Origin of the sequence: Nocardioides terrigena, from assembly GCF_003047265.1 — a bacterium.
GTDB classification, from domain to species: domain Bacteria; phylum Actinomycetota; class Actinomycetes; order Propionibacteriales; family Nocardioidaceae; genus Nocardioides; species Nocardioides terrigena.
In genome coordinates, this window is the sequence record NZ_PZYY01000007.1 from 345609 (window position 1) to 367583 (window position 21975).

Here is a 21975-nt window from a genome sequence, read left to right on the forward strand (position 1 = left end):
GCCTAGCGTCGGGGCATGCCCGCAGACACCCGCACCCGCCACGTCGCCGTCGTGGTCAACACGGCCTCCCGCACCGGCGCCGCCGCACTGCGCCTGGTGGAGGGCGAGCTCCACCGCGCCGGGGTCGAGGCGGTCGACGTGCACCGCGTCGACAGCGGCGCCCAGCTGCCGGGCGCCCTCGCGGAGGCCGTCGGCGCCGAGCCCGACATGGTCCTGGTCGGCGGGGGAGACGGCACCATCGGTTGCGCCGCGTCGGTGCTGGCGCACACCGGTACGACGCTGGACGTCCTGCCCCTCGGCACGGCCAACGACTTCGCCCGCACCCTGGAGATCCCGTCGGCCCTGCCGGCCGCAATCGACACCCTGCTGAGCGGCAAGGTGGTCGACATCGACCTGGGTCGGGTCAACGGGTCGGTCTTCCTCAACGTCGCCTCGCTCGGCCTCTCCGTCGCGGTGACCCGGCGACTCACCCCGCAGCTCAAGCGCAGGCTCGGCCAGCTCGCCTACCCGGCCGCGACCCTCGCGGCGTACCGGCACCACCGGCCCTTCGCCGCACGGCTGGAGCTCGGCGACGGCTCGGTCCTCGAGCTCGAGGACCTCATGCAGGTGGCGGTCGGCAACGGACGTCACTACGGCGGCGGGCTCACGGTGTCACCGACGGCCTCCATCGACGACCACCTCCTCGACGTCTACGCGATCGGCAGGGGCCGGCTGCGCGACCACGTGTCGGTGGCCCGGCTGCTGCGCAGCGGACACCTGATCGAGCACGACCGGGTGCACCACGTGACCACGCGCAGCGTGCGGGTCGTCACCGACGAGCCGCTGGACGTCAACCTCGACGGCGAGCTGGCGGCAATGACCCCCGCGAGCTTCGAGGTCGACCGCAACGCGCTGCACGTCGTGGTGCCGCAGCACAGCCGGGCCGCCCAGCTCGACTGATCGGGCCCTAGACTCACCGCCCGTGGGTATCCAGATCACGCCGAGCATCCTCAACGCCGACTTCTCCCGCCTGGGCGAGGAGGTGGCCCGCATCGGCAGCGCCGACTGGGTGCACGTCGACGTCATGGACAACCACTTCGTGCCCAACCTGACCTTCGGCCCGACGATGGTCGAGGCACTGAGCCGGGCGACCGACATCCCGCTCGACGCCCACCTGATGATCGAGGACTGCGACAGCAACGCGCTGGCGTACGTCGAGGCGGGCGCCTCCAGCGTCACCTTCCACGTGGAGGCGACCAGGGCGCCGATCCGGCTGGCCCGGGAGATCCGGGCCAAGGGGGCTCGGGCGAGCATGGCCCTCAAGCCGGCCACGCCGATCGAGCCCTACGAGGCGCTGCTGCCGGAGCTGGACATGCTGCTCCTGATGACGGTGGAGCCCGGCTTCGGCGGCCAGAAGTTCCTCGACCTGTGCCTGCCCAAGATCCGCACCGCCCGCGCCATGATGCGCAGGCACGGCGTCGAGACGTGGCTCCAGGTCGACGGGGGAGTCTCGCTGGAGACCATCGAGCGCTGTGCGGAGGCCGGGGCCGACGTCTTCGTGGCCGGCTCCGCCGTCTACTCCGCCGCCGACCCGGACGCGATGGTCCGCGAGCTGAGGGCGAAGGCCGAGGCCGCCTCGACGTGAGCAGGCGGGCGACGGTCGACGACATCCACGCCACGGCGCTGGCGATGCCGCACGTCACCGTCGCCCGGACCGGCGCCCTCCCCGTCTACCAGGTGGGCGCCAAGTCGTTCGTCTTCTTCCGCACCCCGCGGGCCGACGCCGTCGACCCGGAGACCGGGGAGCGGTATGACGACGTCATCGTCATCTGGGTGGCCTCCGAGGGCGACAAGCTGGCGCTCGTGCAGGACGAGGCGTCCCCGTTCTTCAGCACCCCCCACTTCGACGGGCACCCCTCGGTCCTGGTCCGCGCCTCCCGCGTCGGCGAGGTGTCGCGCGACGAGGTCGTCGAGCTCGTGCAGGACGCCTGGCTGGCCCAGGCGTCGCGCCGGCGGGCGGAGACCTGGCTGCGCGAGCACCACCTCGGGACCTGACCGGCGTCTCGCGAGCGCCGCCATCGACGTGGCCCACGCCACGCGGACACCCCGTCCGGGAATGCGCGAGGGTGTGGCAGAGTTCCGTCCACGAGCAAGCGTGCTCTGGGGGCGGTGAAACTCCGCACCGGCGGTCACAGTCCGCGACCCGACCACTGCCAGTGGTCGGTTGACCAGGTGGAACTCCTGGACCGACGGTCACAGTCCGGATGAGAAGTGCACGCAGGTGACGCACCCGTCGTGGTGCGCGCGCCCGAGTCCCCCGGAGTCCGCGACCACGGACGAGAGGGCGAGCAATGGGTGCGACACCGGCGGAGACCGCCGCCATGCGGCGTGCGCTGCGGATCGCGGCCAACCCCGGCGTCCCGCTGGGCCCCAACCCGCGGGTCGGCTGTGTGCTGCTGGCCGACGACGGCACCGAGGTCGCGGAGGGCTTCCATCGCGGAGCCGGTACGCCGCACGCGGAGGTCGCCGCGCTCGCCGAAGCCGGCGACGCGGCCCGCGGCACGACCGCGGTGGTGACCCTCGAGCCCTGCAACCACACGGGGCGCACCGGCCCGTGCGTCGAGGCGCTCCTGGCCGCCGGAGTACGCCGCGTGGTCTTCGCCCAGGACGACCCCACCGACGAGGCGGCGGGCGGCGCCGACGCGCTGCGTGCGGCCGGGGTGGAGGTCGAGGCGGGCCTGCTCGCCGACGAGGCCGCCCGGCTCAACCGGGCGTGGACCTTCGCCGTCGAGCACGGTCGGCCCTTCGTCACCTGGAAGCTCGCCACCACCCTCGACGGCCGCAGCGCCGCAGCCGACGGCACCAGCCGCTGGATCTCCAGCGAGCCGGCACGACAGGACACCCACCGGCTGCGCGCCGAGTGCGACGTCCTGCTCGTCGGCACCGGCACCGTCGAGATCGACGACCCGCTGCTGACCGTCCGCGACGACTGGGACCGCCCGGTGCGGCACCAGCCGCTGCGCGCGGTGATGGGGCTGCGTGACCTCGCCCCCGATCGCCGGATCCTCAACAACCACGCCGAGACGGTGCACCTGCGCACCCGCGAGCCCGCCGAGGCGCTGCGCGACCTGCACGAGCGCGGTCGCCAGCACGTCTGGCTGGAGGGCGGGCCCACCCTGGCGGCCGCCTTCCTCACCGCCGGCCTCGTCGACGAGGTCGTCGCCTACGTCGCCCCCAGCCTCCTGGGCGCCGGCGCGAGCACGGTGGGCGACCTCGGCATCACCACCATCTCCGACCAGCTCCGCTTCCGTATCCGGCAGGCCGCCGTCATCGGCACCGGCGTCGACGCCAACGTCCGACTGACCCTCGAGAGGACCCCCTGATGTTCACCGGCATCGTCGAAGAGCTCGGCACCGTCGCCGCGATCGAGGAGCAGGGCGACGCCCTGCGCCTGTCGATCAGCGCGCAGACCGTGCTCGAGGGCACCGGCCTGGGAGACTCCATCTCCGTCAACGGCTGCTGCCTCACCGTCACCGACGTCACCGACGGCACGTGGACCGCCGACGTGATGGCCGAGACGCTCGACAAGACGTCGCTCGCCGGCGCCCGGCCGGGGGACCGGGTCAACCTGGAGCGAGCCGTCACCCCCCAGACCCGCCTCGGTGGCCACATCGTGCAGGGCCACGTCGACGCCGTAGGCGAGGTGCTGCGCCGCACCCCGAGCGAGCACTGGGAGGTCGTCGAGGTCTCCCTGCCGCGGCACCTCGCGCCGTACCTCGTCGACAAGGGCTCCATCACCGTCGACGGGGTCAGCCTCACCGTCGTGGAGGCCGGGGACGAGAGCTTCACGGTGAGCCTCATCCCCGAGACCCTGGCCCGCACCACCCTCGGGTCGAGGGCGGTCGGCGACCGCGTCAACCTCGAGGCCGACATCATCGCCAAGCACGTCGAGAAGCTGCTGCAGAGCGGCCTGCACACCAGGAAGCAGGACTGATGGACCTCCTCGAGTGGCTGGTCCACGGCACGATCCCCGTGGCCGGCGGCCAGCTCAGCGCCCCCGAGGTCGTGGGCAACCTCTTCGGCCTGGCCAGCGCGGTCCTGGGCATGCGACGCCTCGTGTGGGCCTGGCCCATCGGCCTGGTCGGCAACCTCCTGCTCTTCGTGGTCTTCGCCTCCGGCGAGCTCAGCGGCGTCGTGGCCGAGCCCCTCTGGGGACAGGCCGGCAGGCAGGTCTTCTTCGCCGCCGTGTCGCTCTACGGCTGGGTGCGCTGGTCGCAGTCGCGCCGCGCCGGGGGTGCCGCCGACGGCGGGGCGATCACGCCGCGGTGGGCCACCGGTGCCGAGCGGCTCCAGCTGGTCGGTCTCGGCGTCGTCGGCTACGCCGTCGCCTACGCGGTCCTCCAGCAGATCGGCTCGTGGGGCCCCGTCACGGAGGCCTGGATCCTGACCGGCTCGATGCTCGCCACCTACGGCATGGCCCGCGGCTGGGTGGAGTTCTGGCTCGTGTGGATGCTCGTCGACGTCGTCGGCGTGACCACCCTCGTCCGGGCCGGCTACTACCCGACGGCCGGGATGTACCTCGTCTACGCCGTGTTCGTCGTGGTCGGGTTCGCCGTGTGGGTGCGGGCCAGCGCCCGCAGCACGACCACGAGCACGTCCAGCCAGCCCCAGCACGAGAAGGTGACCGCATGAGCGTCCGACTGGACTCCGTCGAGCGGGCGATCGAGGACATCGCCGCCGGCCGCTGCGTGATCGTCGTCGACGACGAGGACCGCGAGAACGAGGGCGACATCATCTTCGCCGCCTCCCGGGCGACCCCGGAGCTGATGGCCTTCACCATCCGCCACTCCAGCGGCGTGATCTGCGTGCCGATGCCCGGCGAGATGCTCGAGCGCCTCGAGATCCCACTGATGACGCCGCACAACAAGGACAAGCTGCGCACCGCCTACACGATCTCGGTCGACGCCAAGGACGGCGTCAGCACCGGCATCAGCGCCGCCGACCGGGCCCACACCGCCCGCGTGCTGGCCGACTCGGCGACCGAGCCCGGCGACCTCACCCGGCCCGGGCACGTGTTCCCGCTGCGCTACCGCGACGGGGGAGTGCTCGTACGCCGCGGGCACACCGAGGCGGCCGTCGACCTGGCCACCCTCGCCGGCCTCACCCCGGCCGGCGTGCTCGTCGAGGTGGTCAACGACGACGGCACCATGAAGCGCGCGCCCGAGCTGCGCGAGTTCGCAGACGAGCACGGCCTGGCGATGATCTCCATCGAGGACCTCGTCCGCTACCGCCGCCGCCACGAGCGGCACGTGGAGCGCGTCGCCGAGACCCGCCTGCCGACCGCGCACGGCGACTTCACGGCGTACGGCTATCGCATCACCATCGACGACAGCGAGCACGTGGCGCTCGTCCACGGCGACATCGCCGGGGCGGTCGGGCGGGGCGAGCCGGTGCTGACCCGCGTGCACTCCGAGTGCCTCACCGGCGACGTCTTCGGCAGCCACCGCTGCGACTGCGGCCCCCAGCTCCAGGAGGCGATGGCCCGCATCGTCGAGGAGGGCTGCGGTGTGGTCGTCTACCTCCGCGGCCACGAGGGTCGCGGCATCGGCCTGGTGGCCAAGCTCCAGGCCTACGAGCTCCAGGACGGTGGTCGCGACACCGTGGACGCCAACCTCGACCTCGGCCTGCCCGCGGACGCCCGCCACTACGGCACCGCCACCCAGGTGCTCCGCGACCTCGGCGTGCCCCGGGTGCGCCTGCTCACCAACAACCCGGACAAGACGGCCAGCCTCGAGGACTTCGGCATCGAGGTGGCCGAGCGCGTGCCCCTCGCCATGCACCCGACCGATGCCAACCGCGCCTACCTCGAGACCAAGCGCGACCGCATGGGCCACGACCTGCCCGACCTGGGCGACCCCACCGTCACCACCGAGGAGCTGCACCAATGAGCAAGCACGGCGCCCCCGCAGAGACCGCCTTCGACGCCAGCGACTACAGCGTCGCCGTGGTCGCCGCGAGCTGGCACACCGAGGTGATGGACGGGCTCCTCGCCGGCGCCCACCGAGCCCTCGCCGCCCACGGCGTCACCGACGCGGAGATCGTGCGCGTGCCGGGCACCTTCGAGCTGCCGGTCGTCGCCGACGCGCTCGCCGAGGAGCACGACGCCGTGGTCGCCCTCGGCGTCGTCATCCGCGGCGGCACCCCGCACTTCGAGTACGTCTGTGCCGCCGCCACCGACGGCCTCACCCGGGTCGCGCTCGACCACGGCGTGCCGATCGGCTTCGGCGTCCTCACCTGCGACACCGAGGAGCAGGCGCTCGACCGGGCCGGCCTCGAGGGCTCCAGCGAGGACAAGGGCTGGGAAGCCACGGCCTCGGCCCTGGCCACGGCCCGGACCCTCGCCGGGCTCGGCTGAGCGACGGCCGTAGGCTTGCCACCCGTGAAGACGTTCGAGGAGCTGTGGGCCGAGCTCAACGAGAAGGCCCAGACCCGACCCGAGGGATCGGGCACCGTGCAGCAGCTCGACGCCGGGATCCATGCGATCGGCAAGAAGCTCCTCGAGGAGGCCGCCGAGTCGTGGATGGCCGCCGAGCACGAGGGCAAGGACGCCACCGCGCTGGAGATCAGCCAGCTGCTCTACCACGCGCAGGTGCTGATGATCGCCGCGGACATCACGCTGGAGGACGTCTATGAGCACCTCTGAGCAGCCCGAGCTGCTGCGCGTCGCCGTCCCCAACAAGGGCGCCCTCTCGCAGGCCGCGTCGGAGATCCTCAAGGAGTCCGGCTACCGCCAGCGCAGCGACTCCAAGGAGCTCGCGCTCATCGACGCCGACAACGGTGTCGAGTTCTTCTACCTCCGGCCGCGCGACATCGCGCTGTACGTCGGCGAGGGCACCCTGGACATCGGCATCACCGGCCGCGACCTGCTGCGCGACTCGGGGGCCAAGGCCGTCGAGGTGCGCGACCTCGGTTTCGGCCGCAGCCGCTTCCACTTCGCCGGGCCGGTGGGCCGCTACTCGTCGCTCGACCAGCTGGAGGGCCTGCGCATCGCGACGTCGTACGTCGGGATCGTCGAGTCGTTCCTCACCGAGCGCGGGATCGACGCGACGGTCACCCGCCTCGACGGGGCGGTGGAGACCAGCATCCAGCTCGGGGTGGCCGACGTGATCGCCGACGTCGTGGAGACCGGGTCCACGCTGCGCGCGGCCGGGCTCGAGACCTTCGGCGAGGTCGTCCTCGACTCGCAGGCGGTGCTGATCTCCCGCAACGGCGACACCCCGCCCGGCTTCGAGGTCTTCATGCGTCGCGTCGAGGGCGTCCTCGTGGCGCGCAGCTACGTGATGATGGACTACGACATCTCCCGCGACCAGCTCGACCGTGCGGTCGCGGTGACCCCGGGCCTCGAGGGCCCGACGATCTCCCCGCTCGGTCGCGAGGGCTGGGTCGCGGTGCGTGCCATGGTGCCGCGTGCCGGCGCGCAGCGTCTGATGGATGAGCTCTACGACCTCGGGGCCAGGGCGATCCTGCTCACCGACATCCATGCCTGCCGCATCTGACGGGGCCCCGGTGTCCCTCCCGCGCACGTGGCGTCCGCTCGGCGTGCGCCTCGCCGTGCTGTTCTTCGGCGGCATGCTCCTGGTGGTCTGCACGTTCGCGTGGTTCGGCTTCGACCCCTCGGTGCGCGCCCGGTTCACCTTCTTCCAGCGCTCCACCCTGCTCGCGCTCGGACTCCTGTACGCCGCAGTCGGCTACGCCCTGGCCCGGTCGCGGGTCGTGGCGGAGGAGGCCGGCCTGACCGTGGTCAACGGCTACAAGCGCCACGTCTACGACTGGGCGCAGGTCGTCGCGGTCCGGCTGCCGCAGGGGGCGCCGTGGGCGACGCTCGACCTCGCCGACGGCACCACCGTGTCGGTCCTGGCCATCCAGGGGTCCGACGGCGACCGGGCCCGTGCCGCGGTGCGCGGCCTGCGGTCCCTCATCGACCGCTGAGAACCCGTCAGTGCGCCTCGTCGGTGGCGTTCAGGGCCCGGATGCCCCACGTCACCGAGAGCTCGTCGCCCGGCTCGCCCGCCGGGGCCAGGGTCACGAGGTCGGTACCGGAGTTGAACGCGTTCGGCGGTGCCGTCATCGGCTCCACCGCCAACGAGCGCCGCTCGAGCCCGGGGGCGTCGTCGCCGCTGTAGAGCAGCAGCCACGAGATCCGCTCGTCGACCCACAGGGCGACCCCGTTGCCGGACGCGGGGTCCCGCAGCGTGGCCGTGGCGAGGCCCTCGTCGCGCGACAGGTCGCCGTACGTCTCGTCGAAGGCGGTCGACCCGATCGCCCGCGGCGTGCGGAAGTCGTGCTCGTCGTCGACCGGCACCGTCTCCACCGGGATCAGCCGGTCGTCGGTGAGCGTGCGGGTGCTCGCGGGGAGGGTGAGCTCGAGGTGGTCGATGCCCTCGCCCACGCACAGGTAGGGGTGGGCCCCGCAGGCGTACGGCGCGGCCTCGCCGCTCAGGTTGGTCGCCGTCTGCGTGACCGTCAGCCCGTCCGCACCGAGGTCGTAGAGCACGTGCAGGTCCACCGCCCACGGGTACCCGCTCTGCGCCATCAGGCGGTGGACGAGCGACACCGAGTTGGCGGTGTGCTCCTCCAGCGTCCAGGCCACCCAGCGCGCCAACCCGTGCGACGCGTTGGAGCGCTTCGGCTCGGTGAGGGCCAGCTGGTGCTCGCGCCCGCCGAAGGCGTAGCGGCCGTCGCGGATCCGGTTGGGCCACGGCATGAGCAGCTGGCCGCGACCGCCGGACGACATCTCGTCCTCGCCGAAGCCGTCCACGAGCGCCCGGCCGCCGTGATCGAGCAGGCGCAGGGCGCCGCCGCTCTCGGTGACCACCGCCCGGTAGCCGGCTGCCGCGATCTCGTACTGCTCGCCGCTGGGGGCGACGCGGTGTGAAGGGGCCATGCGCGACACCCTAGGCCCGCCTAGGGTTCCGTCATGGTCATGACCCACCGCCCCGTCACCGCCGATGATGCCGACGTCGTGGCGGCGCTGATGTCGCGGATCGCCGCGGACCACGCCACGGGGTTCGAGCTCTCCGCGTCGGAGGTGCGCGAGCTGCTCGCCGACTACCCGGGCGTCGCGGTCGAGGGCCGCTGGGACGGCGAGGACCTGGTCGCCTACACGGCGATCCTGCCGCGCGCGCCGCACGACGGCAGCCAGCACTTCCTGCTCTTCGGCGACGTCGACCCGGCCCGCCTGGGCGAGGGCCACGGCACGGCGATGCTCGGCCGCGCGATCGAGGCGGCCCGGGCGATGCACGCGGTCGCCGCGCCCTCGACGCGCCTGCGTCTCCAGACCCGAGCGCTGGCCGGTCGCGAGGACCAGGCCCGTCTGCTCTCCGAGCACGGCCTCGGCGTCGACCGCCACAACTTCCTGATGTTCTCCGACCTGACCGCGTTGCCGGAGCCCGTGCTGCCGGACGACCTCGTGGTCGGCACGTTCGACCCGGAGACCGCCGAGGAGCTGCGGGACGCCCACAACGAGGCGTTCCGCGACTACCCGAACGGCACCGCCGTCGACCAGGAAACCTGGCAGGGCTTCATGGTGGGCGCGGCCCACACCCGGCACGACCAGTCGTTCGTGCTGCGGGACCCGGCGGCGGGCGGCCGGGTCGCGGCGTACGTCTTCGTGCACGAGTACGAGCTGGCGCCGTCCGGCGCGCAGGGCCGCGAGGCGTACGTCGCCTACGTCGGCACGCTGCCGGCCCACCGTGGTCGCGGACTGGCCACCCACCTGCTCGCCCACACCCTGCACGCCTGCCGGGCGGCCGGGTTCGACACGTCGAGCCTCGACGTCGACACCCAGAACCCGACGGGCGCGCTGGGCATCTACGAGCGTGCGGGCTACGGCGTGCGCTACCGCCAGGACAACTACGCGCTCGAGGAGGAGCCGGTCGCGTAGACCAGGTCCGCCCGGTCGCGGGTGCGCTCGCGGGCGTGCAGCGCCGCCTCGTCGTCCAGCCACTGCTCCCACTGCGGACGCATCTGCTCGCCGTCACGGGCGATCCCGCGTCGCAGCCGCTCGTCGCGGGGAGCCTCGACCCACACGAGCGTGGTCACCAGGTCGTCGATGCGGGCCGGGGCGGAGCCGACGCCCTCGACCACCAGGAGGCCACCGGGGGACAACGGGTGAGACTCGGCCCAGGCGGAGGCGTGCCAGTCCCAGCGGACCCATTCCGACGACGCACCTGCGGCCAGGGGGCGCAGGACCGTGTGGAGGGTGGCCCCGAGCCCGGGCAGCCCGGACCACCCCTCGAGCAGCTCGTCGGCGTGCACGACCTGGGCGCGGGTGATGGCCGCGAGGCCGAGGGCGAGGGTGGTCTTGCCGGCCCCCGCGAGCCCGTCGATGCAGACCAGGCGCCCGGTTCCCAGCGTCGGCGGGCGGGACAGCGCGTGGGCCAGCACCTCGCGGGGGTCGGTCACCGGTCCGTCACCAGGCGTGGCCGAGACCGCGGTAGCTCGGCACGGTCTCGAGGATCCGGTCGCCCCGGACCAGGTGCACGTCGTTGACGTGCTCGAACAGCTCGCCCGACTTGGCGTGCCTGAACCACACCAGCTCGCCGATGGCCAGCATCGCCGCCGGGTGCCCGGTGAGCGGTGTCTGGACCTCCCCGGCGCCCTCGAGCCCGGTCAGGTGCAGGCCCGGGGGAGCCCACGGGATCGGGGCACGGTCGTCGCCGACGGGTCCCGAGGCGATGAGGCCACCCCCGTGCACCGTCGCGAGGGCCGGGGAGGGCTTGCGGCTGACCCGGAGACCGAAGAAGGCCGCGGGGCGTGGGGAGAAGGACTGGTAGTGGTCGAACAGCCCGGGGACGAGCAGCCCCGAGCCGGCGGCCACCTCCGTGACGACCGGGTCGGCGACGGTGGACTCGACGGAGCCGGACCCGCCGCCGTTCCAGAACTCGAGGTCGGCCAGCCCGGCGAGGGCGTCGACGACCTCGCGCCGGCGCACCTCGAGCTGGGAGACCGACGCCTGCTTGAGGCGGCGGACGAGCAGCGACTTCGTGCGCTGGCCCGGGACGTCGTCCGGCACGCCGGCGACCTGTCCCTCGTAGGTCATCGCGCCGACCAGGGCGAAGCCCGGACGGGAGACGACCTCGCGGGCGAGGGCGGTCACCGCCGCGGCGTCGTACAGCGGGGAGCGCTTGGGTCCCACGTGCTGGCTGCCCAGCCGCAGTCCGGCGTCGACGTCCACGGCGAGCCTGACGACGACACCGGGGGAGGGGCGCGCCACATCCACGGCGTCGAGGTGCGCCACGTCGTCGACCATGAGGGTGATCGCGGCGGCCGCCGCCTCCGAGGACGTCAGGCGCGCCAGCGCCCCGTGGTCGACGCTGGGGTAGGCCACCACGACGTCGTCGCTGATGCCGGAGCCGTGCAGGTGCAGCGCCTCCGCCACCGTGTAGGCCAGCACCCCCGAGAAGCCGTCATGGGCGAGTGCCCGCGCCACCAGGGCGGGGACGCGGAGCGACTTGGACGCGACGCGGACCGGCTTGCCACCCGCCCGTCTCGCAAGGTCGTCGGCGTTGGCGTCGAAGGCGTCGAGGTCCACGACGGCGATCGGCGTCGACAGCGGCTCCGGGTGGTTCGCGACGGCGGCTCCCAGTCGGGCCCAGAGCCGGTTGCGCTCGACGAACCCGTCGACCGCAGCATGGCTCACTGGATGCCGCGCTTCTTGAGCAGCGCCTCGATCTCGGCCATCTCGTCGTCCACCACGGGCTCCTGGCGGGGAGCCCGGGTCGACGAGGCCTCCGGGACCGCCCGACGGCGGGTGGAGCCCGTGACCTCCGCGTCGGGAGCTCCCGCAGCCCGGCCCAGCTGGCGGTCGCGCAGCACCCCCGCCAGCACGATCAGCACCACACCGAAGCCGGCGAGGCCGATCCCGATCCACGTGGCCGGGTTGAAGACCAGGCTGGACGCCCAGTCGGTGACGGACCCGGCGATCTCGGTGAACATCTCCAGGGTGCCGGTGAGGTAGGCGGCGACCGGCATCAGCGTGAAGCCGAGGGCGCGCATGGCCGCGGTCGTGCCGCGTCTCTGGAACGCGACCCACGTCCAGGCCAGTCCCAGCAGGGTCAGGGTCGCGGTCAGTGCCGCCCACGTTGCTCCGTCCACACCTCCAGAGTTCCACAGTGGTCCACGGAACAGGGAGAATGGCCGCGTGGAACGACACATCCCCGATCCCGGGTTCGCCGGTGACGACGGCACCGCCGACCCGACACTGCGCACAGCGCTCGCCCTCCTGGTCGCCGAACCGACGACGTACGGCGACGCGCTGCTGGCGCTCCAGGACGCCCGGCTGCTCGTGCCGGTCGTCGCCGTCCTCGGCGAGGTGGAGGTCGACGAGCACGGCCTGGCCCACGACAAGACCTCCGATATGGCGGCGGTGCTGATGACCGGTGCCGACGGCCGGCGTGCCCTGCTGGCCTTCACCGGCTCCGACAGCCTGGCCACGTGGGACGCCGGCGCGCGACCGGTCCCGGTCCCCACGAGGCTGGCCGCGCAGTCGGCCGTGCAGGACGGAGCCGCGGCCCTGGTCGTCGACATCGCGGGGCCCGCGACCGTGGTGGTCGAGGGCGACGACCTGACCCGGCTCGCGGCGGGGTGGCGGGTGGTCCGCCTCCAGGACGGTCGCGGCGACCAGCTGGGCTGGATTGGCCCGGCGGCGGAATGATCCGCTAGTCTTCGGTGTTGACCGATCAGTTCCACTCCGCCACCACCGGGAGCGGGACCGATCCTCCAAGCGGGAACAGCACCATCGTTCCCCACCCGCATCGATCGCCCTGCACCACAGGTCGTCGGGTCACGGTCCGGATGAGGCGCACGCCTGGCGTGCGTCACTGCTGGCTCCCGCTTGGTCCACCGCGGGAGCCATTGTTCATTTCGGGCAGGTGTCTCCGGCCAGGGTCATTCCAACCACTGAGTCACTGGAGGACACATCAGCACCGAGCTGCGCATCAACGAGCGGATCCGCGTTCCCGAGGTCCGTCTTGTCGGGCCCAATGGCGAGACGGTCGGCATCGTGCCGACCGACCAGGCGTTGAAGCTTGCCCAGGAGGCAGACCTCGACCTGGTCGAGATCGCTCCCCAGGGCCGGCCGCCAGTCTGCAAGCTCATGGACTACGGCAAGTTCAAGTACGAGAACGCCCAGAAGGCTCGCGAGGCGCGTCGCAACCAGACGAACGTGATCATCAAGGAGATGAAGCTTCGTCCCAAGATCGACGCCCACGACTACGAGACCAAGAAGGGCCACGTCGTCCGCTTCCTCAAGGCCGGCGACAAGGTCAAGATCACGATCATGTTCCGCGGTCGCGAGCAGCACCGCCCCGAGCTGGGCTTCCGGCTGCTGCAGCGCCTGGCCGAGGACGTCACCGAGCTCGGCTTCATCGAGTCGTCGCCCAAGCAGGACGGCCGCAACATGATCATGGTGCTCGGCCCTCACAAGAAGAAGGCCGACGCCAAGATCGACGCCGCCGCCGCCAAGGACGCCAAGGCGGCCCAGCGGGAGGCCGCCGTGGCCGAGGAGCAGGCAGAGCGCGACGCCGCCCACGCGGCAGGTCCCGTCGCGGCGAAGAAGGAGCGCGGCCGCTCCGAGAACCTCGACGACGACATCGAGGCGTGAGCCTGCGTCACCTCGCGGTCCCACCACGTCAACCGCGTCGTCCATCAAGGACGTCCCAGACATCCAGCAGCAGAAAGTAGAGAGAGATGCCGAAGAACAAGACGCACTCCGGTGCCAGCAAGCGCTTCCGCGTGACCGGCTCGGGCAAGATCCTTCGCGAGAAGGCCGGCAAGCGCCACAACCTCGAGAAGAAGCCCTCCAAGGTCACCCGTCGCCTGTCGGGCACGGTCGAGGTCGCCAAGGCCGACAACGCGCGCGCCAAGAAGCTGCTGGGTCGCTGACCCACGAGCCGCCTCCGGCGGCTGGTTGCACCACTTTCCCCAGATTGAGCACCAAGGAGTTTTGAAATGGCACGCGTCAAGCGGGCGGTCAACGCCCAGAAGAAGCGCCGGGTCGTCCTCGAGCGCGCCTCCGGCTACCGCGGTCAGCGTTCGCGCCTGTACCGCAAGGCGAAGGAGCAGGTCACCCACTCGCTCGTCTACAGCTACAACGACCGCCGCAAGAACAAGGGCAACTTCCGCAAGCTGTGGATCCAGCGCATCAACGCCGCCGCGCGTGCGCAGGGCATGACCTACAACCGCTTCATCCAGGGCCTCAACCTGGCCGGCGTCGAGGTCGACCGCAAGATCCTGGCCGAGCTGGCCGTCAACGACGTCGCCGCGTTCAACGTGCTCGTCGAGACCGCCAAGGCCGCCCTCCCCGAGGACGTCAACGCGCCCAAGGTCAGTGCCTGATCGTCACGACCCCAGCATGAGCACCCCCGTGACCGCGGGCACCCCACTCACCGTGGGCAACACCCGCGTCAAGGAGGCTCGCAAGTTGAGCCGCCGCCCGGTCCGTTCCGAGCGGCGGCTCTTCCTTGCCGACGGCCCCAAGGCCGTCGAAGGTGCCCTGTCCACCGTGCTCGCCTCCGGGGAGAGCTGCGTGGTGGAGGTCTTCGCCACGCCCGCCGCCGAGCAGCAGTACGCCGACCTGCTGGCGACCGCCGACGTCGTCACCACCGTCGACGACCGGGCGCTCGCCTCCCTCTCCGACGCCGTCAACCCGGCCGGGGTGGTCGCCCTCTGCCGCCACCTCGACGTCCCCCTCGCGTCAGCCCTCACGGGGTCGACGGTCGCCATCTGCGCCGACGTGCGCGACCCCGGCAACGCCGGCACGGTCATCCGCACGGCCGACGCGGCCGGGGCGGGCGGCGTGGTCCTCGCCGGGAGCTCGGTCGACGCCTACAACCCCAAGACCGTCCGGGCCTCCGTGGGCAGCCTCTTCCACCTCCCCGTGGCGGTCGAGCCCGACCCCGCCGCCGCCGTGGCCGCGGCCCGGGCCGCCGGTTACACCGTGCTGGCCGCCGACGGTGCCGGGGAGGTCGACCTCTTCGCCGCGGACCTCGGTGGTCCCACCGCCTGGCTCTTCGGCAACGAGGCCTGGGGCCTGCCCGCCGACCTGGCGGCGCTCGCCGACCACCGGGTCGCCATCCCGATCCACGGCCGGGCGGAGAGCCTCAACCTCGCGACTGCTGCCGCGGTCTGCCTCTACGCCAGCGCTCGCGCGCAGCGCGGCTGAGGACCTCGTCACACCGTGATCCTCATCGACCCGCCCGCCGTGCCCCGCTGGGGCCGCACCTGGTCGCACCTGGCCAGCGACACGTCGTACGACGAGCTGCACGCCTTCGCCCTCGCCCAGGGCGTCCCCGAGCGCGGCTTCGACCGTGACCACTACGACGTCCCCGCGGAGTACTACGAGGCCATGGTGGCCGCCGGGGCCGTCCCGGTGACGAGTCGCGAGCTCGTCGGCCGCCTGCGCGCCTCCGGCCTGCGACGCCCCAAGGCGGCCCGGCCCGACTAGGGTGAGCCGGTGCCCCGCATCGTCGAAGCCCGGCCCACGCGGCTCCAGTCGCTGGCCGACCTCTATCCCGACGGCATCCTCGGTGCCACCATCGGGGGCGAGATCACGTTCGTCAACGACCACGCCGCCCGTCTCCTGGGGACGACCGTCGACAAGGCCATGGGTGCGCGACTGGAGGACGTGCTGCTGCTCCAGGACCAGGACGGCGAGACGTGGCTGCACGTCAACCGTCCCGACCGCAGCATCTCCACCCGGACCGGCATCCCCGAGCAGTCGTGGCTCAACTCCCGCGGTGAGGAGGTCCTGACCACCGCGCGCATGGTGCGTGAGCGGCCGCTGGCCCCGGTGGTGGGCGTGGCCATCGGGATCCGCAGCGGCCGTGGCCGGGCCCGGCTCGACCGCGAGCGCTCGGACCTCGTCGCCACGGTCGCCCACGAGCTGCGCTCCCCGTTGACGGGTGTGAAGGGCTTCGTGCAGGCGCTGCTCAACCGCTGGGACAAGCTCAACGACGACCAGCGCAAGCTGATGCTCACCACCGTCAACGCCGACGCCGACCGGCTCGTCCGCCTGATCGCCGAGCTGCTGGACGTGGCCCGCATCGACACCGGGCGGCTGTCGCTCTACCCGCGCGGGTGCGACGCGGTCGTGCTGGCGCGACGTGTTGTCGACTCGGTCGGCGCCGGCACCAGCCGGGTCATCGAGCTCGAGGCTCCCGACGGGGTCCCCGAGATCTTCGCCGACCCCGACAAGTTCACCCAGGTCGTCACCAACCTCGTCGAGAACGCCGTCCGCCACGGGCAGGGACGGGTGACCGTGTCGCTGGCTGTGACCCCGGAGTCCTCGGACATCGAGGGGGTCCGCATCTGCGTGGACGACGAGGGTGAGGGCATCCCCGAGGAGATGCGGCGGCGGGTCTTCACCAAGTTCTGGAAGCACGGCTCCAGCGGCGGATCCGGGCTGGGCATGTACATCGTCGGCGGGCTGGCGCGCGCCCACGGTGGCTTCGTCACGGTCACCGAGGCGGACGGCGGCGGAGCGCGCGTGGTGGTCGACTGGCCGAGCGAGGACGAGCGTCCGGACTGACCCCGGGGTGAGGTGGAGCGGGTGACCTACTCCGCGGCGGCCATGGTCGCGCCGAGCCCGATCATCATGACGCCGCCGGTGGCTCCCATGACGTCCAGCCGCTCGGGTCGACGGGCGAACCAGTCGCGGGCCTTGCCCGCGGCCATCGCCCACGCCGAGTCGCTGGCCACGGCCAGCACGCCGAACAGCAGTCCCAGGAGCGCGACCTGGACGCCGACGTGGCCGGCGGTGGGGTTGGTGAACTGGGGGAGGAAGGCCACGAAGAAGACGATCGTCTTCGGGTTGCTCATCCCGACGACCATCCCCGTCCACACGGCCGCACCGGGCCGCTCGGGCCTCCGCTGCCCGCTGGTCAGCGCGACCCGCGCGTCCTTGCGGTGGCGGATGGCCGAGATCCCCAGCCACACGACCCACGCGGCACCGGCGAGCTTGAGGACGGTGTACGCCGTGGCGCTGGCGGCGACCACGGCGCCCAGGCCGAGGGCGACCAGCAGCACCTGCACGAGCAGCCCCAGCGCGTTGCCGAGCACCGAGAGCAGCGCCTCCCGACGACCGACGCTCAGTGCGCGACCGATCGTGAAGAGCAGGCTCGGGCCCGGCACCTGGATGAAGAGGATCGAGGCGAGCACGAAGGCGAGCAGCTGGCTGGTGGTCGGCACCCGACAAGGCTAGGACCCCCGGGCCCGTCGCGCCTCCCCATATCGCGGGGCGGGCGCCGGGCCATCTGCACACAACCTTCACGAGTCGTCCCCGCCTCCCACGCCGCGGGACTCCTAGGGTCGAGCCATGACACGACGACGGGTGCTGGTGGTCGAGGACGAGCGGGTCATCAACGACCAGCTGGCCGAGCGGCTGCGCGCCGAGGGGTACGACGTCGCCCAGGCCTTCGACGGCCTTGCAGCGGTCCACGAGGCGCACTCGGGCGAGCCCGACGTCGTCGTCCTCGACGTGATGCTCCCCGGCCTCGACGGCCACGAGGTCTGCCGCCGCATCCAGGCGCTGCGTCCCGTGCCGGTGCTGATGCTCACCGCCCGCGACGACGAGGCCGACATCCTCGTCGGCCTCGGTGTCGGTGCCGACGACTACCTCACCAAGCCCTTCCGGATGCGCGAGGTGGTGGCCCGCGTCGCGGCGCTCGTCCGCCGGGTCGACCGCGCGGCCGAGCTGGCCGCGAGCCCGGAGCGGTCCCCGCTGGTCGTCGGCGGGCTCACCGTCGACCCCGGGCGCCGGCGCACGACCCGCGACGGCGCCGAGGTGCACCTGACGCCCACCGAGTTCGACCTGCTCGTCTGCCTGGCCCGGGAGCCGGGCCAGGTGCTCACCCGCGAGCGGTTGCTCGCCGACGTCTGGGGGTGGGCGGAGACGGGGCTCACCGGTGTCGCGACCCGCACGGTCGACAGCCACGTCAAGGCGCTGCGGCACAAGCTGGGGGCCACCTGGATCCGTACCGTCCACGGGGTCGGCTACGCCCTCGAGCCCGGGGAGCCGGCCGCGTGAGCCGCGCCCTCGACCCGGTGACCAGCATCAAGGTCAAGCTGGGTGCCCTCGTTGCCGCCTCCGTCGTCGTCGCCGCCCTCCTCGCGACGCTCGGCTCGGCCGCCGGAGTGCCCGCCCTGCTGACGGTGCCCGTCGCGGTGGCGCTGGCCCTCGGCGTGACCCAGCTGCTCGCGGCCGGCATGGTGGCTCCGCTGCGCCAGATGACCGACGTCGCCCAACGGATGGCGCGCGGGGACTACTCCGGGCGGGTCCGCACGACCGCCACTGACGAGGTCGGGCGGCTCGCGGAGGCGTTCAACCAGATGGCGGCCGACCTCGAGCAGGTCGAGGCCGAGCGTCGCGACCTCATCGCGACCGTCTCCCACGAGCTGAGGACACCGCTGGCCGCCATGACCGCGGTCCTGGAGAACCTCGCCGACGGGGTGGTGCCGCCCGACCCCGAGCACCTGGCCGGCGCCCTGGCCCAGGCCGAGCGACTGCGGGACCTCGTCGCGGACCTCCTGGAGCTCTCCCGGCTCGAGGCCGGCGTGATCCGGCTCGAGCCCCGCGACGTCGTCCTGGCCGACCTCGTCGGCGACTGCGTCCGCGAGGTGACGCACGCCGGACGGACCACGTCGTACGACGTCGCGATCGCGCCCGACCTCGTCGTGGGCGCCGACCCCGCTCGCCTCCGACAGCTGCTGGTGAACGTCCTCGACAACGCGGGACGCCACAGCCCGTCCGACTCACCGGTGCACGTGACGGCCGGGGCCGGCGATGACCACTGGTGGCTGGAGGTCGTGGACCGCGGACCCGGTGTGCCCGCCGACGACCGCGAGCGGGTCTTCCAGCGTTTCGGCACCGACGCCACCGGAGGGGGCACCGGCCTCGGCCTGGCCGTGGCCCGCTGGGTGGCCGAGCTCCACGGCGGCACCCTGCGCTTCACCGACCCGCCCGCTGGCGCGACCGGCGCCCGGCTGCGCCTCCACGTCCCCCTCGACCTGCCCCAGGAGTCCCTCGTGCCCGCTCCCGCCGTCCCGCCCGCCCACGCTCCCGCTCCGACCGCGACCCCGCGACCGGACGGCCCTCCCGGTCCCGTCGGGCCGCCGCAGCAGGGGATGGACGCCCTCTTCGGCTCCTTCTGGCCCGAGCCGCCCGGCTCGGCCGCCCTGCGGGTCGTCGTCGCCAGCGCGCTGGTCGGGGTCCTCGCCGGCGCCACCATGACCTTCGTGGGCCCGGGCCTGGCCTGGACGCTGGTCCTCGCGGCCGCCGGGGGAGCGGCGTACGTCGCAGCGAAGCACCGCCGGGACACGTTCGTCGTCGCGGCCACCGCGCTGGGCCTGCTGCTCGTCGTACCCCTCACCCTCCTCGACAACGCGGCGATCGCCCTGCTGTGCGTGGTCGCGGCCATCGCCGTCTTCCTGGTGGCCGTCACCCGCGCCGTCACCCTCCCCGGGTTCGTGCTGGCCGGCCTGAGCTGGCCGCTGTCGTCGCTGCGGGGACTCCCGTGGTTCGGTCGCAGCCTCCGGCTCGTGGGGACGGGGGGTCGGACCCCGGCCGTCGCCCGCACGGTCGCCCTGTCCCTGCTCGGTCTCGTGGTCTTCGGCGCCCTGTTCGCCTCGGCCGACGCCCTCTTCGCGAGCTGGGTCGACGCGGTGGTGCCCAACCTGACGTTCGGCGACCTGGTCGCCCGGGTGTTCGTGGCGTGCGCGGTCTTCGGGCTCAGCCTCGCCGGGTCGTACGCCGCCCTCAACCCGGCCCGCGTCGAGGCGCCGAGGCGGCCCGCGGACCCGCTCCCCAACCGCTTCGAGTGGCTGGTGCCGGTCCTCATCGTCGACGCCGTCTTCGTGGTCTTCCTGGCCGCCCAGGCCACGGTGTTCTTCGGGGGCCACGCCTACCTCGAGGAGACCACCGGCCTCACCTACGCCGACTACGTCCACCAGGGCTTCGGCCAGCTCACCGTGGCGACCGCCCTCACCCTGCTCGTCGTGTGGGCCGCGGCTCGCCGGGCCGGCGACACCCCGACGGACCGGCTGTGGCTGCGGCTCTCGTTGGGACTGCTGTGCGTCCTCACCCTGGTGGTGGTCGCCTCGGCCCTCTACCGGATGCACGTCTACCAGGAGGCCTACGGCTTCACCACGCTGCGCCTCGTCGTCGACGTCTTCGAGGGGTGGTTGGGGGTCGTCGTGCTCACCGTCATGGTGGCCGGTGTGCTCGGGCGGGGCCGCTGGATCCCCCGGGTCGCGCTGGTCACCGGCGCCGTCGCCACCCTGGGCCTCGCCGTCCTCAACCCCGACGCGTGGGTCGCGGAGCGCAACATCGACCGTTACGAGCAGACGGGCGACCTCGACGTCCGCTACCTCCAGTCGCTGTCGGCCGACGCGGCACCGGTGATCGCCGAGCGTCTCCCTGAGCGGGTCGCCGCCTGTGTCCTCCAGGACCTCCCGGCCAACCAGCTCGCCGAGGAGGACCGCACGGTGTGGGGCTGGAACCTCGGCCGGGAGCGGGCGCGCGAAGCTCTCGCGGACGTGGACCTGCCCCCTCCGCCGGACGCCTCCGGCGACCCGTGCACGCCGGTCTACGAGGAATTCGGGGAGCCGTCCGGGTCCGGGGTCGGCTAGCATCGCGGCCATGGAGCCCCGCCTGCGATTTCGTCGCCCCGGACCGGCCGTCGATCCGGGGGCCACGGATCTCCGGGGCGCGTCGGCCTGACCGACGCCGACCGCACAGGCCAGGCCTTCGTACGACGCCGGGTCCGGGGAGCTGCCCCGTCCGACCCACTTCTACAATCGGTGCGTCCACGAAGACGTGAGGAAAGGGAGCCATGTCCGGCCCCAACACCGAGTACGACCCCGTCCAGGTCACCCCGCTCGACGCCGACCAGGTCGAGGCGATGCGCGAGGCGGCGGTGGCCGCCATCGCCGCGGCGTCCGACCTGGAGTCCCTCAAGGCCGTCCGCCTCGAGCACGTCGGCGACCGCTCGCCCCTGGCCCTCGCCAACCGCGAGATCGGCGCCCTGCCGCCGCAGGCCCGCAAGGACGCCGGCCAGCGCATCGGGCAGGCCCGCGGCGCGGTCAACAAGGCGCTGGCCGAGCGCCAGGTCCAGCTCGAGGCCGAGCACGAGGAGCGGATGCTGGTCGAGGAGACCGTCGACGTCACGCTCCCCACGGACCGGGCCCGTCGCGGCAGCCGTCACCCCATCACGCTCCAGTCCGAGCTGATCGCCGACATCTTCGTCGCCATGGGCTGGGAGATCGCCGAGGGGCCGGTCGTGGAGGCGGAGTGGCTCAACTTCGACGCCCTCAACCTCGGGCCCGACCACCCCGCGCGCACCATGCAGGACACCTTCTGGACCGAGCCCGCCGACCACCACGTCGTGCTGCGCACCCAGACCTCCCCGGTGCAGGCGCGCACCATGCTGACCCGCACGCCCCCGATCTACGTCGCCTGTCCCGGTCGCGTCTTCCGGACCGACGAGTACGACGCGACGCACAGCCCGATGTTCCACCAGGTGGAGGGCCTCGTCGTCGACGAGGGCATCACCATGGCCCACCTCAAGGGCTCGCTCGACCACCTCGCCTCGCAGCTGTTCGGCGACGGCATCGACACGCGCTTCCGCCCGTCGTACTTCCCCTTCACCGAGCCCTCGGCCGAGGTCGACGTCCGCTGCTTCGTGTGTCGGGGCGTCGACAGCGACTCCTGCCGCACCTGTCGCGGCGAGGGCTGGATCGAGTGGGGCGGCTGCGGCGTGGTCAACCCGCGCGTGCTCGTCGCCTGCGGCGTGGACCCCGAGACCTACTCGGGCTTCGCGTTCGGCATGGGCATCGACCGCAGCTTCATGTTCCGCCACAACCTCGAGGACCTGCGACCGCTCTTCGAGGGCGACGTGCGGTTCTCGTCCGCCTTCGGGTCCGAGATCTGAGAAGGAGGAT

The 21975-nt window shown here is 72.8% G+C and carries 27 protein-coding genes and 1 riboswitch; of the genes, 22 read left to right on the forward strand and 5 right to left on the reverse strand.

Translation table 11 applies throughout. The annotated features are described in order from the left end of the window. Positions 1–15 precede the first annotated feature (15 nt). The 11 genes from DAE25_RS17340 (at position 16) to DAE25_RS17390 (ending at position 7968) form a co-directional block, all read left to right on the forward strand. Positions 16–939, forward strand: coding sequence for a lipid kinase (locus DAE25_RS17340; RefSeq protein WP_107767384.1), 924 nt, complete (start codon positions 16–18; stop codon positions 937–939). A 22-nt stretch (positions 940–961) separates the two neighbouring features. Continuing rightward, positions 962–1624, forward strand: coding sequence for a ribulose-phosphate 3-epimerase (gene rpe / locus DAE25_RS17345; RefSeq protein WP_107767385.1), 663 nt, complete (start codon positions 962–964; stop codon positions 1622–1624). After that, complete coding sequence (locus tag DAE25_RS17350) at positions 1621–2034, forward strand: MmcQ/YjbR family DNA-binding protein (RefSeq protein ID WP_107767386.1); 414 nt, start codon at positions 1621–1623, stop codon at positions 2032–2034. Before rpe ends, DAE25_RS17350 begins: the two co-directional genes overlap by 4 nt. Positions 2035–2130: 96 nt before the next feature. Then, positions 2131–2260, forward strand: a riboswitch (FMN riboswitch). A 70-nt stretch (positions 2261–2330) separates the two neighbouring features. Next, positions 2331–3362 carry a bifunctional diaminohydroxyphosphoribosylaminopyrimidine deaminase/5-amino-6-(5-phosphoribosylamino)uracil reductase RibD gene (ribD, locus tag DAE25_RS17355; protein ID WP_234411112.1) on the forward strand — a complete coding sequence of 344 codons (1032 nt, stop codon included), beginning with the start codon at positions 2331–2333 and terminating at the stop codon, positions 3360–3362. After that, positions 3362–3973, forward strand: coding sequence for a riboflavin synthase (locus tag DAE25_RS17360; protein ID WP_107767387.1), 612 nt, complete (start codon positions 3362–3364; stop codon positions 3971–3973). Before ribD ends, DAE25_RS17360 begins: the two co-directional genes overlap by 1 nt. Beyond that, positions 3970–4671: a nicotinamide riboside transporter PnuC gene (gene pnuC / locus DAE25_RS17365; RefSeq protein WP_407669398.1), complete on the forward strand. Its 702-nt coding sequence runs from the start codon at positions 3970–3972 to the stop codon at positions 4669–4671. Before DAE25_RS17360 ends, pnuC begins: the two co-directional genes overlap by 4 nt. Continuing rightward, positions 4668–5927 carry a bifunctional 3,4-dihydroxy-2-butanone-4-phosphate synthase/GTP cyclohydrolase II gene (locus tag DAE25_RS17370; RefSeq protein ID WP_107767389.1) on the forward strand — a complete coding sequence of 420 codons (1260 nt, stop codon included), beginning with the start codon at positions 4668–4670 and terminating at the stop codon, positions 5925–5927. The genes pnuC and DAE25_RS17370 overlap by 4 nt, the downstream gene beginning before the upstream one ends. Continuing rightward, positions 5924–6394 carry a 6,7-dimethyl-8-ribityllumazine synthase gene (ribH, locus tag DAE25_RS17375; protein WP_107767390.1) on the forward strand — a complete coding sequence of 157 codons (471 nt, stop codon included), beginning with the start codon at positions 5924–5926 and terminating at the stop codon, positions 6392–6394. Before DAE25_RS17370 ends, ribH begins: the two co-directional genes overlap by 4 nt. Positions 6395–6418: 24 nt before the next feature. Next, on the forward strand, positions 6419–6682 hold the full coding sequence (locus DAE25_RS17380) for a phosphoribosyl-ATP diphosphatase (protein ID WP_056886174.1): 264 nt from the start codon (positions 6419–6421) through the stop codon (positions 6680–6682). Then, complete coding sequence (hisG, locus tag DAE25_RS17385) at positions 6669–7535, forward strand: ATP phosphoribosyltransferase (RefSeq protein WP_107767391.1); 867 nt, start codon at positions 6669–6671, stop codon at positions 7533–7535. Before DAE25_RS17380 ends, hisG begins: the two co-directional genes overlap by 14 nt. Before the next feature lie 10 nt (positions 7536–7545). Next, a complete protein-coding gene (locus DAE25_RS17390) occupies positions 7546–7968 on the forward strand; it encodes a PH domain-containing protein (RefSeq protein WP_234411113.1) in 423 nt (140 codons plus the stop codon). A gap of 7 nt (positions 7969–7975) precedes the next feature. Here the strand turns inward: DAE25_RS17390 and DAE25_RS17395 are convergent, their stop codons facing one another. Continuing rightward, positions 7976–8923 (reverse strand): aldose 1-epimerase family protein, encoded by a 948-nt coding sequence (locus DAE25_RS17395; RefSeq protein WP_107767393.1) that lies wholly within the window; start codon positions 8921–8923, stop codon positions 7976–7978. A 33-nt stretch (positions 8924–8956) separates the two neighbouring features. On the opposite strand from DAE25_RS17395, the gene DAE25_RS17400 reads away from it, so the two are divergent. Beyond that, complete coding sequence (locus DAE25_RS17400) at positions 8957–9922, forward strand: GNAT family N-acetyltransferase (RefSeq protein ID WP_107767394.1); 966 nt, start codon at positions 8957–8959, stop codon at positions 9920–9922. On the opposite strand, the gene DAE25_RS17405 is transcribed toward DAE25_RS17400, so the two are convergent. The 3 genes from DAE25_RS17405 to DAE25_RS17415 are packed head-to-tail and all read right to left on the reverse strand — an operon-like array spanning position 9892 to position 12135. Beyond that, on the reverse strand, positions 9892–10443 hold the full coding sequence (locus DAE25_RS17405; protein ID WP_234411114.1) for a nucleoside/nucleotide kinase family protein: 552 nt from the start codon (positions 10441–10443) through the stop codon (positions 9892–9894). The two genes, DAE25_RS17400 and DAE25_RS17405, sit on opposite strands and share 31 nt — an antisense overlap. 7 nt (positions 10444–10450) lie before the next feature. After that, a complete protein-coding gene (locus DAE25_RS17410; protein WP_107767395.1) occupies positions 10451–11680 on the reverse strand; it encodes an amino acid deaminase/aldolase in 1230 nt (409 codons plus the stop codon). Then, on the reverse strand, positions 11677–12135 hold the full coding sequence (locus DAE25_RS17415) for a hypothetical protein (RefSeq protein WP_199907658.1): 459 nt from the start codon (positions 12133–12135) through the stop codon (positions 11677–11679). Before DAE25_RS17415 ends, DAE25_RS17410 begins: the two co-directional genes overlap by 4 nt. 46 nt (positions 12136–12181) lie before the next feature. Here DAE25_RS17415 and DAE25_RS17420 point away from each other — a divergent pair, with 46 nt between their 5' ends. The 7 genes from DAE25_RS17420 to DAE25_RS17450 all read left to right on the forward strand — a co-directional run bounded on the left by DAE25_RS17420 (position 12182) and on the right by DAE25_RS17450 (position 16567). Next, positions 12182–12694, forward strand: coding sequence for an SseB family protein (locus DAE25_RS17420; protein WP_234411115.1), 513 nt, complete (start codon positions 12182–12184; stop codon positions 12692–12694). A 294-nt stretch (positions 12695–12988) separates the two neighbouring features. After that, on the forward strand, positions 12989–13642 hold the full coding sequence (infC, locus tag DAE25_RS17425) for a translation initiation factor IF-3 (RefSeq protein WP_234411121.1): 654 nt from the start codon (positions 12989–12991) through the stop codon (positions 13640–13642). Positions 13643–13728: 86 nt separating this feature from the next. Beyond that, positions 13729–13923 carry a 50S ribosomal protein L35 gene (gene rpmI / locus DAE25_RS17430; RefSeq protein ID WP_056886183.1) on the forward strand — a complete coding sequence of 65 codons (195 nt, stop codon included), beginning with the start codon at positions 13729–13731 and terminating at the stop codon, positions 13921–13923. 66 nt (positions 13924–13989) lie between these two features. After that, a complete protein-coding gene (rplT, locus tag DAE25_RS17435; protein ID WP_056886184.1) occupies positions 13990–14376 on the forward strand; it encodes a 50S ribosomal protein L20 in 387 nt (128 codons plus the stop codon). A gap of 16 nt (positions 14377–14392) precedes the next feature. Further along, on the forward strand, positions 14393–15202 hold the full coding sequence (locus DAE25_RS17440; protein WP_107767398.1) for a TrmH family RNA methyltransferase: 810 nt from the start codon (positions 14393–14395) through the stop codon (positions 15200–15202). 15 nt (positions 15203–15217) lie between these two features. Further along, positions 15218–15484, forward strand: coding sequence for a DUF4031 domain-containing protein (locus DAE25_RS17445; protein ID WP_107767399.1), 267 nt, complete (start codon positions 15218–15220; stop codon positions 15482–15484). Positions 15485–15493: 9 nt separating this feature from the next. Continuing rightward, the gene (locus tag DAE25_RS17450; protein WP_234411116.1) at positions 15494–16567 is read left to right on the forward strand and encodes a sensor histidine kinase; all 1074 of its coding nucleotides are present in this window, start codon (positions 15494–15496) and stop codon (positions 16565–16567) included. Positions 16568–16593: 26 nt separating this feature from the next. Here the strand turns inward: DAE25_RS17450 and DAE25_RS17455 are convergent, their stop codons facing one another. Continuing rightward, entirely contained in the window at positions 16594–17226 is a 633-nt protein-coding gene (locus tag DAE25_RS17455) for a LysE family translocator (RefSeq protein ID WP_107767400.1), read from the reverse strand. A gap of 127 nt (positions 17227–17353) precedes the next feature. Here DAE25_RS17455 and DAE25_RS17460 point away from each other — a divergent pair, with 127 nt between their 5' ends. The 3 genes from DAE25_RS17460 (at position 17354) to pheS (ending at position 21965) form a co-directional block, all read left to right on the forward strand. Then, on the forward strand, positions 17354–18064 hold the full coding sequence (locus DAE25_RS17460; RefSeq protein ID WP_107767401.1) for a response regulator transcription factor: 711 nt from the start codon (positions 17354–17356) through the stop codon (positions 18062–18064). Next, positions 18061–20664 carry a DUF4153 domain-containing protein gene (locus DAE25_RS17465; protein WP_159083816.1) on the forward strand — a complete coding sequence of 868 codons (2604 nt, stop codon included), beginning with the start codon at positions 18061–18063 and terminating at the stop codon, positions 20662–20664. The genes DAE25_RS17460 and DAE25_RS17465 overlap by 4 nt, the downstream gene beginning before the upstream one ends. Before the next feature lie 203 nt (positions 20665–20867). After that, positions 20868–21965, forward strand: a complete 1098-nt coding sequence (gene pheS / locus DAE25_RS17470; protein WP_107767403.1) for a phenylalanine--tRNA ligase subunit alpha — start codon at positions 20868–20870, stop codon at positions 21963–21965. The last annotated feature ends 10 nt before the right edge of the window (positions 21966–21975 follow it).